This is a genomic window from Rhodanobacter terrae (assembly GCF_042657005.1).
In the GTDB taxonomy this organism is placed as follows: domain Bacteria; phylum Pseudomonadota; class Gammaproteobacteria; order Xanthomonadales; family Rhodanobacteraceae; genus Rhodanobacter; species Rhodanobacter terrae.
The window spans coordinates 324,791-334,419 of the sequence record NZ_JBHSNG010000003.1 but is presented as its reverse complement, the minus strand read 5'-3'; the positions used below and the strand labels follow the sequence as shown (position 1 = coordinate 334,419).

Sequence of the window (9,629 nt, the reverse complement as noted above, 5' to 3'; positions counted from 1 at the left end):
GGCTAAATACCTTGGCCAGCGCCTGCTCACGAAACGCCAACGAATACGTTTGTTTGATCTTCAACTTACACCTCTGAGCTTCTTGATTAAGAAATTTCAGAGGCGACAACTAGTCTGACGCCGCGGGGGATGCCCGCGAAAGTCTGGGTCTGCGCGAATCGGCTCGCTATCACCGGCGCGCTCAGGGCGAGGGCGGCGAGCAGAGCCGCCACGGCGAGGTGTCCACGCCACATGACGGGGAATGGCACGGGTCGCGCCGCACCGTCGAAACGCTCCACGTAAGAGCCCACCACCAGATCGTGCAGGGACTGCCGCGTGCGGCGATTGAAGATGTAGAGATAGACGATGGCGAACATGCCGCCGAAGACGACGAGGGCGAGCAGGTATCCCAGCGGCGTCGACATCGCCAGCGTCGGATCGAGCGGCAGGCCGTTGGCGAAGAACGGAATCCCCAGCACCGCGTAGCGCAGCAGCGAGCGCGGCAACGACAGCAGCTGGTCGTGGGCATCGACGACACGCACGCCGAGCCAGCGCTTGCCCAGCGTCTGCCCGCCACCGATGCGGCTGTTGCAGAGTCCGAAATAAGCCAGTGCGATCGCAAAGCCGATCAGCCGTGCATAAGCCCCCATGCGCGCGAGCGGATCGAAGAACAGCGCGCCCAGGATCAAGCCGGCGATGCCGAGCAGGATCAGGTCGATCGCCAAGGCGCCTAGGCGGCGCCAGAAGCCGGCGATCTTGCGATCCGGCACTTCCCCGTGCGATGCGTCCATGTACTTCCCCCTGAAGTCGGGACATCTTGCCGCAAGAATGGTCGGGAGGCGAGGGGTGCGGTGGCAAATGGGGGAATTCAGGTGTTCAACAGGCTCTTGCAGGCGGGCTCTTGCGGGAGACTAGAGAACTCCGCGCGTATTACATGCGGAGACTCTGCGCTGAAGCGCGGCCCTTCGTCCGCACTTGCGCATCAGGTTCGATGAAATGGCGGGCGAAGAAAGATGGATCGCGCGAACAGAGCGCCCCCTCACCCCAACCCTCTCCCCCGGCGAGGCCGGGGGAGAGGGAGTCTCAGGCGGCGTCGCATGTTCCGGCGGCATCCATGTCGCGGGGAAGTTTCATGCGGCGAGGACTTCATCCTTGACGTAGTGCAACCGGATCGTGGCCGGGTGTTCGCTGGCGTCGAAATGGCATCGCACCGCATCGCGCGCCTGTTTGCGCAACTCATCGTAGCTGTCGGCATCGGTATGGATGGAATGCCCGAGGACGCGCGCCACCAGACCGCCTTCGGCATCCTCAACAAGGAATACGATTTCGTTCATGGGGCGACCTCAGCTTTGCGTCGATGGTGCGGCCAAAGGCAGAACCACCCAAGCCGTCTCATACCCAGGAACCTCGCGAGCACCCGCCCCTCACCCCAACCCTCTCCCCCGGCTGAGCCGGGGGAGAGGGAGCGACGCGGGCTGCTCACCGGTTGCGGCGTCGCCGACGTCATACAGCGCGAAATCTGCCCCCGCGAGTAGTACACCGCGTCGATCAACGGCTTAGGCCGCAAGCCGTTCGATTTTTCCGACGGCCTTGCCCAGCACGCGATGTGCCTCTTCCAGATCGTAGTCCGCCTGCAGGCCGAGCCAGAATCGCTCGCTGGTGCCCAGGGCAGCGGCCAGGCGCACCGCCGTATCCGCCGTGACACCGCGCTTGCCCAGCACGATCTCGTTGATACGGCGCGGCGGCACACCGGCGGCGCGCGCCAGCGCGTTCTGGCTGATGCCCATGGGAGCGAGGAACTCCTCGAGCAGCACTTCACCGGGATGGATGTTGGGTAGGGTATTCATGGTCGACTCGTTTGCGTCAGTGGTAATCGACGATCTCCACGTTGTGGGCATCGCTGTCGATCCAACGAAAGCAGATGCGCCATTGATCGTTGATGCGGATGCTGTACTGGCCCCTTCGGCTACCTTTGAGCGCCTCAAGACGGTTGGCCGGCGGGATTCGAAGATCCTCTAGCGAAGCCGCATTGTTGAGCATGCGCAGTTTGCGACGGGACACGGACTGGATATCTGCAGGCAGTCGCCGGGAAGACACTCCGCCCCAGATCTTTTCCGCTTCCTTATCGGCAAAGTTCCTGATCACAGAGAAACCATAACGCGTGCCGTCATATAACGCAAGTCGTCATGGGAAAGATCAACCAGGCGGCGGTCAGATTCAAGCCACTGATATTGCGCTTGAGCTTGGGTGAAAAAAGGCGGATCGCGCGAAGAGCGCCCCCTCACCCCAACCCTCTCCCCCGGCGATGCCGGGGGAGAGGGGGCACGTGGTATCACATGTTGCGACGGTATTCACCGCCTACGTCATACAACGCGTGGCTGATCTGCCCCAGCGAGTTGTACTTCACCGCCTCGATCAGCTGCTCGAACACGTTGCGTCGGTCGCGCGCCGTCTGCTGCAGCACCTTGAGGCTGTCCGAGGCCAGCGCGTTGCGCGCTTCGCCGTAGCGCTTCACGTTGGCGATCTGCTGGCCCTTCTCTTCTTCGGTGGAGCGGATCAGCTCGATCTCGGTGGCGATCTCGCCGCCGTGGTCTTTCGGCAGGAAGGTGTTGACGCCAATCAGCGGCAACGAGCCATCGTGCTTCTTGTGCTCGTAGTACATCGACTCCTCCTGGATCTTGCCGCGCTGGTACATGGTGTCCATCGCGCCGAGCACGCCGCCGCGCTCGCTGATCGCCTCGAACTCCTTGTACACGGCTTCTTCCACCAGGTCGGTGAGCACGTCGACGACGTAGCTGCCCTGCCAGGGATTCTCGTTGAAGTTGAGGCCCAGTTCCTTGTTGATGATCATCTGGATCGCCACGGCGCGACGCACGCTTTCTTCGGTGGGCGTGGTGATGGCTTCGTCGTAGGCGTTGGTGTGCAGGCTGTTGCAGTTGTCGAACAGCGCGTACATCGCCTGCAGCGTGGTGCGGATGTCGTTGAACTGGATCTCCTGCGCGTGCAGCGAACGGCCACTTGTCTGGATGTGGTACTTCATCATCTGGCTGCGGCTGCTGGCGCCGTAGCGCTCACGCATGGCGCGGGCCCAGATGCGGCGGGCGACCCGGCCGATCACGGTGTACTCCGGGTCCATGCCGTTGGAGAAGAAGAAGCTGAGGTTGGGCGCGAAGTCGTCCACGCTCATGCCGCGCGCGAGGTAGTACTCGACGATGGTGAAGCCGTTGCTGAGGGTGAAGGCGAGCTGGCTGATCGGGTTGGCGCCCGCTTCGGCGATGTGATAGCCGGAGATCGACACCGAGTAGAAGTTGCGCACCTTGTGGTCGACGAAGTACTGCTGGATGTCGCCCATCATGCGCAGCGCGAATTCGGTGCTGAAGATGCAGGTGTTCTGCGCCTGGTCTTCCTTGAAGATGTCGGCCTGCACGGTGCCGCGCACGTTCTGCAAGGTGTACTGCTTGATGCGGGCGTAGGTTTGCGCATCGACCAGCTCGTCGCCGGAGACGCCGAGCAGACCCAGGCCCAGGCCTTCGTTACCCCTTCCTTGATTGGAGCGCGGCAGCTCGCCGTGGTACTGCGGGCGCGGCACGTTCCGGTAGATCGCGGCGATCTTCTTTTCGGCGGCGGCCCAGCGGGCGTCGTCTTCGCGCAGGTACTTCTCTACATTCTGGTCGATCGCGGTGTTCATGAACATCGCCAGGATCATCGGCGCGGGGCCGTTGATGGTCATGGAGACGGAGGTGCTGGGCGCGCTGAGGTCGAAGCCGGAGTACAGCTTCTTCATGTCGTCCAGGGTGGCGATGTTGACGCCGGAGTTGCCGATCTTGCCGTAGATGTCCGGGCGCGGCGCGGGATCTTCGCCATACAAGGTGACCGAGTCGAACGCGGTGGACAGGCGCGTGGCGGCGCCGCCCTGGCTGAGGTAATGGAAGCGGCGGTTGGTGCGCTCGGGCGTGCCCTCGCCCGCGAACATGCGGGTGGGATCCTCGCCGCTGCGGCGGTACGGATACACGCCGCCGGTGTACGGGTAATGGCCCGGCAGGTTCTCGCGGCCCAGGAAGCTGACCAGTTCGCCCCAGTCCTTGGATTTGGGCGGCGCCACCTTCGGGATCTTCTGGTGGCTGAGCGAGTCGCGGTAGTTGTCGACGCGGATGACCTTGTCGCGCACCTTGTATTCGTTGACGTCGGCAGTGACCGACTTGTACAGCGCCGGCCACTCGCGCAACTGGTGGATGGCTTCGTGGCTGAGTTCTTTGAGGGCGGCGTTGTAGCGCTGGCGGAGGAGGAGCACGGAGCGGTCGACCACTCCTCCCGCCTGGGCGGCACCTGTGGGAGCAGCACTCGTGGGAGCAGCACCTGTGGCAGTAGCACTTGTGGGAGCGGCTTCAGCCGCGACGCTCTGCCCGTTCGCGACTGAAGTCGCTCCCACAGTGGGTAGCTCGGGGTGCAGGTCGGCGTTGCGGTACAGCTCCAGCGCGCGCGGCAGCCGCGGATCGCCCAGCTCCTTCAGCGACTCGTAGTAGTGCTGCGCCTTGCTGGCGAACTCGGCCTGGGTCTCGATGCTGCGGTTGATGCTGCGGCCCTGCTCGGCGATTTCAGCGAGGTAGCGCACCCGGCTGCCGGGGATCAGCACGGTGGCGCGCGGCGACTTCAAGGTAGTGTCGAGCTGCGGTTTCCAGTCGACCTTGCCGCCTTTGTAGGAGCCCCCTGTGGGGGCGATCGATGCATCCGGCATGCCGTGATCGCGCACAGGGTGCGCTCCTACGACATCGCTGCCGAGGTGGAGCTTCTCGCGCATCAGGCGGCACAGGTTGACGAACATCCAGGTCACGCCCGGATCGTTGAACTGGCTGGCGATGGTGGGGTACACCGGCACGTCTTCGTCTTTCAGGGCGAAGGCGGTGCGGTTGCGCTTCCACTGCTTGCGCACGTCGCGCAATGCGTCTTCGGCGCCGCGCTTGTCGAACTTGTTGAGCACCACGAGCTCGGCGAAGTCGATCATGTCGATCTTCTCGAGCTGGCTGGCGGCGCCGTATTCGCTGGTCATCACGTAGACCGGGAAATCGACCAGGTCGACGATCTCCGAATCGCTCTGGCCGATGCCGGCGGTCTCGACGATGACCAGGTCGTACGGCTGGCTCTTCAGGAAATCGATGCAGTCGTGCAGCACGATGCTGGTGGCGGCGTGCTGGCGGCGCGTGGCCATCGAGCGCATGTAGACGCGATGGCTACGCAGCGAGTTCATGCGGATGCGATCGCCCAACAGTGCGCCACCGGAACGGCGGCGCGTGGGATCGACCGCGAGCACGGCGATGCGCATCTTGGGGAACGCGTGCAGGAAGCGCAGCAGCAGTTCGTCTACCACCGACGACTTGCCGGCGCCGCCGGTGCCGGTGAGGCCGAGCACGGGCGTGTGCTTGCCGGCGAGTTTCCACTGCTTGCGCTGGTGTTCGAGCTCGGCGTCGGTGAGCTTGCCCTCCTCGATCGCCGAGAGCATGTGGCCGATCGAGATCTCGTCGTCGATGTCGACTTTGGGCAGCGTATGGGCCTCGGACTCCGCGCGCTTCGCGGCGGCGGTGCCCGCGCGCTGCATCACGTCCTCGATCATCTCGGTGAGGCCGAGCTTCATGCCGTCGTTGGGGTGGTAGATGCGCTCGACGCCGTAGGCCTGCAGCTCCTTGATTTCTTCCGGCGTGATGGTGCCGCCGCCGCCGCCGAACACGCGGATGTGGCCGGCGCCACGCTCGCGCAGCATGTCCACCATGTACTTGAAGTACTCGACGTGGCCGCCCTGGTAGGACGACAGTGCGATCGCGTCGGCGTCTTCCTGCAGCGCGGCACGCACCACGTCTTCCACCGAGCGGTTGTGGCCCAGGTGGATCACCTCCGCACCTTGCGACTGGATGATGCGCCGCATGATGTTGATCGCCGCATCGTGGCCATCGAACAGGCTGGCGGCGGTGACGAAGCGCAGCGGCGTGGCTTCAGCCTGCGTGGCGCCGGCGGGAACGTGCTTGGCGGGGGAACTCATGGCAACTCCGACATCGTGTGCTTGAACCTCACGATTCTAGTTGATCGGGGGTCAAGCGCGCGGAATCGGGCCGCGTACCGGGCCGCAACCCTTGTGTTTACCCGTATGTGTAGGAGCCCGCTAGCGGGCGATGCCTTTGCCTTGATGCCTGGGTAGGAAAAATCAGAGCAAAAGCATCGCCCGCTAGCGGGCTCCTACACGGGAGGGGCATCGCGCCGTCACAGGCAGAGCGAGAGATTCGGGCTGCCGACCACGCGGGTGCCGACTTGTTCGCCGCGCAGGAAGGCCAGTGCGGCCTCGATCACTTCGGGGGCATCGAGTACGCGGCGGTGGCCTAGCCCCTGCGTGGTGAACAGCCGCGCGCCGGGCCAGAACTGGGCGTAGCGCTCGCCTTCGCCCCAGGGCACGTCTTCGTCGTCGAGGTCGTGCGCGATCAGTGCGGGCTGGCTCAGCGCGGGCAGATGGCGGTGCACTTGCAACTGCTCGACGCTGACGCCGGTACGGCGCAGCAGCCAGGCGTAGAACGGCTGGCGCAGGTATTCGCCCAGCCGCACGAAGCGGAAGAAGCGGCCGGCCGCCGCGGCCATGTCGGCGGCGGGGGCCACCAGGATCAGCTTGCGGGCGCGCCAGGTTTCGTCCTGCGCCAGCGTCACCGCGGCGCCGCCCAGCGAGTGGCCGATCGCCAGCGCGGCTTCGCCGTAGTGCCGGCCGATCGCGCGGATCGTGGCGGTGAATTCCGGCAGCGTGCACAGCTTGCCGCTGCTGCGGCCGTGGCCGGGCTGGTCGAACGTGACCACGGCGTAGCCCAGCGCTCGCAACTTCGCCACCCACGGCAGGAAGCGCAGGCCGAAGCTGGACCAGCCGTGCGCAAGCAAGGCATAAGGCTGCGTCGACGGATCGCCCCATACGTAGGTGGCGATGGTCTCGCCGTTCACCGTCAGCTCGCCGCGCCGCATCTCGGCGTCGCCCTGCACCGCCTGCGCGCGGCTGCGGCTGCTGGCGAACGGGGTGGCGAACAGGCGCGCTGCACGGTTCACGGTGCGCGCAGGGGCCAGCCGGCTGCCCAGCGCGAAGCCGGCACGCACGCTGCCGAGCTTTAGGCGGGCGGCGAACCCGGGACGATTCATCGTGGTGGTGGATTTGGAGGACATGGGAGGTTTCCTCAGGGTTGCCAGCTGCGCCACAGGCGCTCTAAGGCCGCCGTGGTGAGGCGACCGGCTTTGTCGAATCCGAACAGCCCGGCGTCGTGGTGCAGGCCGAGCATCAAGGCGTAGATCTCGAAAGCGAGCTGATCGACGTCGGTATCGGCGTGCAGATGGCCTTGCTGCACGGCCTGGCCGATCGCCTTCTGCAGCTCGCCGCGCCAGCCCGATTGCTGCTGCACCACGCCGTCGTGCAGCGCGCCGTCGCGGCCGTCGTATTCGCTGGCGGCGGACAGCAGCACGCAGCCGCTCTGGTGCTCGCGGCTCCATTCGAACCAGTTCGCCACGATGGCGCGCAGGCGCGGCAGGCCGCGCGGCTGCTTCAGCGCGGGCAGCAGCACATTGGCCATGAAACGGCGCGAGCCGGCATCGAGCACGGCCAGCTGCAGGTCTTCGCGAGAGCCGAAATGGGCGAACACGCCGCTCTTGGACATGCCCACGTCCGCCGCCAGGGTGCCGATCGACAAGCCTTCCAGCCCGTCGTGGCGGGCCAGGTCATAGGCGTGGTCGAGGATCAGGTCGCGGGTGGTAGCGCGCTTGCCGGAAGGGACTGCCGGGAGGGCTTCGGTGGTCATGTTGGGCAAAATAGCACGATCGTTCGTACATTTCACCAGCCATCCTCAACGTGATTTCTTGCGGGTATGCTCGCATCGAGATCACCTTCACGAGGACCGTATCCCCCATGAAATGTCGGCATCTGCTCGTATCTCTGACCGCCACGCTGCTGAGCGGCTGCGTCACGTCGCCCACCGGCCGCTCGCAGCTGATGATGGTGCCGGACAGCCAGATGAACCAGATAGGCCTGACCGCGTTCGACGACATGCGCAAGCAGGGCAAGTTCGTCGACGCGCCGCGCGAACGGGCCTACGCGACCTGCGTCGCCAACGCATTGATCGCGGTACTGCCTGCTCCGTGGAACACCCAGCCGTGGGAGGTGCAGATCGTGGGCGACGACAGCGCCAATGCGTTCGCCCTGCCCGGCGGCCGCATCGGCGTGAACAAGGGCATGTTCAAGGTCGCCACCGATCAGGACCAGCTCGCGACGGTGCTGGGGCATGAGCTGTCGCACGTGGTGGCGCGGCATGGCGCCGAGCGCGTGTCGGACAACATGGTCACCCAGGCGGCGGTGGCGGCGGGCACGCTCTACGCCGGCAGCCGCGGCACCGATACCGGCTATGCCGCCGCGGCGCTGGGGCTGGGTGCGGAAGTGGGCATCCTGCTGCCGTTCTCGCGCACGCAGGAAAGCGAGGCCGATACGCTGGGCCAGCGCTACATGGCGCAGGCCGGCTTCGATCCGCGCGCGGCGGTGACGCTGTGGCAGAAGATGGCGGCGCAGGGCGGCAGCAAGCCACCGGCGTTTCTGTCCACTCATCCGTCTTCCGGCAATCGCGCGCAGGTGCTGAGCCAGCAGGCGCAGCAGTTGCTGCCGGTGTATCAGCAAGCGCGCAGCCGCGGCCGCGCGCCGGACTGCCGGCTGTAAGCAGGTACCGAGGTAATCGCCGGCTGAACAGGACGGAGCGTGCGGTCAACTGACTGCGCGCTCCGTCGTTCTCCGTCCTGCATGCCGCGCCACGCGGCGATGAAGGAGAGCACCGTGAACCGATCACTCAAGCTGGCCCTGCTCGCGGGACTCGGCCTCAGCTTCTTCGCGGGCGTGACCTACGCGCCGCCCGCCGCCGCCCAGGTCTCGATCGGCGTGGGCATCCGGGTCGGACCGCCACCGCCGCGCTTCGAACGCGTACCGCCGCCGCGGGTGGGCTACGTGTGGGCGCCGGGCTACTGGCGCTGGGACGGCCGTCGCCACGTGTGGGCGCACGGCTACTGGGTGCGCGCACGTCCGGGCTATCGCTATCGCCCGGCTTACTGGGTGCACGGCCATCGCGGCTGGCGCTTCCATGAGGGTTATTGGGGCCGCTGATCGTGCGGCCATCTGCGCATCATCGACGGCCGCCGCAGCGGCTTTTGTCCCCGCGGCACTGACAACGCGACTTCCCATCAACCCGATCACTTTCCATCAACCCGATCTGGAATAGACCGACCATGTCCATTCGTCTTGTTGCCCTCGTTTCCCTTGTCGCCGCGACCGCACTGGCCGGCGGCTGTGTGGAGGAAGAGCCCGTCCACCGCCAGCGCCCGGTCGTCATCGAGCGCCCCGTCGTGCAGCGCGAGTACGTGGAAGTGGTGGCGCCGCGGCCGCCGCCGACGATCGTCGTGGAGCAGGTGGAACCCCGGCCCGGCTATATCTGGGCGCGCGGCTACTGGCGCTGGGACGGCCGCGACTACGTGATGGAGCGCGGCCACTGGGAGCCGGTACGGCGCGGCTATCATTACTCGCACGCGCATTGGGAGCAGCGCCGCGATGGCTGGCACTGGCGCGCGGGCGTCTGGATCGCCGGCTGAAACATGCCAGGCCGACC

General features: G+C 65.9%; 10 protein-coding genes. 3 read left to right on the top strand and 7 right to left on the bottom strand.

All coding sequences use genetic code 11. The features are described 5' to 3' along the window. Window positions 1-86: 86 nt before the first annotated feature. The 7 genes from ACFPPB_RS05190 to ACFPPB_RS05160 all read right to left on the bottom strand — a co-directional run bounded on the left by ACFPPB_RS05190 (window position 87) and on the right by ACFPPB_RS05160 (window position 7,787). The gene (locus tag ACFPPB_RS05190; protein WP_377325036.1) at window positions 87-770 is read right to left on the bottom strand and encodes an RDD family protein; all 684 of its coding nucleotides are present in this window, start codon (window positions 768-770) and stop codon (window positions 87-89) included. A gap of 339 nt (window positions 771-1,109) precedes the next feature. Further along, window positions 1,110-1,313 carry a 2-oxoisovalerate dehydrogenase E1 subunit beta gene (locus ACFPPB_RS05185; RefSeq protein WP_377325034.1) on the bottom strand — a complete coding sequence of 68 codons (204 nt, stop codon included), beginning with the start codon at window positions 1,311-1,313 and terminating at the stop codon, window positions 1,110-1,112. Between the two features lie 222 nt (window positions 1,314-1,535). After that, window positions 1,536-1,826: a HigA family addiction module antitoxin gene (locus tag ACFPPB_RS05180; protein WP_377325032.1), complete on the bottom strand. Its 291-nt coding sequence runs from the start codon at window positions 1,824-1,826 to the stop codon at window positions 1,536-1,538. 16 nt (window positions 1,827-1,842) lie between these two features. Next, entirely contained in the window at window positions 1,843-2,124 is a 282-nt protein-coding gene (locus ACFPPB_RS05175) for a type II toxin-antitoxin system RelE/ParE family toxin (RefSeq protein ID WP_377325030.1), read from the bottom strand. Window positions 2,125-2,311: 187 nt separating this feature from the next. Then, the gene (locus ACFPPB_RS05170) at window positions 2,312-6,010 is read right to left on the bottom strand and encodes a methylmalonyl-CoA mutase family protein (protein ID WP_377325028.1); all 3,699 of its coding nucleotides are present in this window, start codon (window positions 6,008-6,010) and stop codon (window positions 2,312-2,314) included. Between the two features lie 218 nt (window positions 6,011-6,228). After that, window positions 6,229-7,161 carry an alpha/beta hydrolase gene (locus ACFPPB_RS05165; protein WP_377325026.1) on the bottom strand — a complete coding sequence of 311 codons (933 nt, stop codon included), beginning with the start codon at window positions 7,159-7,161 and terminating at the stop codon, window positions 6,229-6,231. A gap of 11 nt (window positions 7,162-7,172) precedes the next feature. Then, window positions 7,173-7,787 (bottom strand): TetR/AcrR family transcriptional regulator, encoded by a 615-nt coding sequence (locus ACFPPB_RS05160; protein ID WP_377325024.1) that lies wholly within the window; start codon window positions 7,785-7,787, stop codon window positions 7,173-7,175. Between the two features lie 107 nt (window positions 7,788-7,894). On the opposite strand from ACFPPB_RS05160, the gene ACFPPB_RS05155 reads away from it, so the two are divergent. From ACFPPB_RS05155 to ACFPPB_RS05145, 3 genes are all read left to right on the top strand, one after another. Continuing rightward, a complete protein-coding gene (locus tag ACFPPB_RS05155) occupies window positions 7,895-8,692 on the top strand; it encodes a M48 family metallopeptidase (protein ID WP_377325022.1) in 798 nt (265 codons plus the stop codon). A gap of 114 nt (window positions 8,693-8,806) precedes the next feature. After that, the gene (locus ACFPPB_RS05150; protein WP_377325020.1) at window positions 8,807-9,130 is read left to right on the top strand and encodes a YXWGXW repeat-containing protein; all 324 of its coding nucleotides are present in this window, start codon (window positions 8,807-8,809) and stop codon (window positions 9,128-9,130) included. 122 nt (window positions 9,131-9,252) lie between these two features. Further along, window positions 9,253-9,612 (top strand): YXWGXW repeat-containing protein, encoded by a 360-nt coding sequence (locus tag ACFPPB_RS05145; RefSeq protein WP_377325018.1) that lies wholly within the window; start codon window positions 9,253-9,255, stop codon window positions 9,610-9,612. Window positions 9,613-9,629 lie beyond the last annotated feature (17 nt).

Excerpts from the sequence above, each read along its gene's own strand:
- ACFPPB_RS05190 (WP_377325036.1), bottom strand. The coding sequence starts at position 770 with ATGGACGCATCGCACGGGGAAGTGCCGGATCGCAAGATCGCCGGCTTC.
- ACFPPB_RS05185 (WP_377325034.1), bottom strand. The coding sequence starts at position 1,313 with ATGAACGAAATCGTATTCCTTGTTGAGGATGCCGAAGGCGGTCTGGTG.
- ACFPPB_RS05180 (WP_377325032.1), bottom strand. The coding sequence starts at position 1,826 with ATGAATACCCTACCCAACATCCATCCCGGTGAAGTGCTGCTCGAGGAG.
- ACFPPB_RS05170 (WP_377325028.1), bottom strand. The coding sequence starts at position 6,010 with ATGAGTTCCCCCGCCAAGCACGTTCCCGCCGGCGCCACGCAGGCTGAA.
- ACFPPB_RS05165 (WP_377325026.1), bottom strand. The coding sequence starts at position 7,161 with ATGTCCTCCAAATCCACCACCACGATGAATCGTCCCGGGTTCGCCGCC.
- ACFPPB_RS05160 (WP_377325024.1), bottom strand. The coding sequence starts at position 7,787 with ATGACCACCGAAGCCCTCCCGGCAGTCCCTTCCGGCAAGCGCGCTACC.
- ACFPPB_RS05155 (WP_377325022.1), top strand. The coding sequence starts at position 7,895 with ATGAAATGTCGGCATCTGCTCGTATCTCTGACCGCCACGCTGCTGAGC.
- ACFPPB_RS05145 (WP_377325018.1), top strand. The coding sequence starts at position 9,253 with ATGTCCATTCGTCTTGTTGCCCTCGTTTCCCTTGTCGCCGCGACCGCA.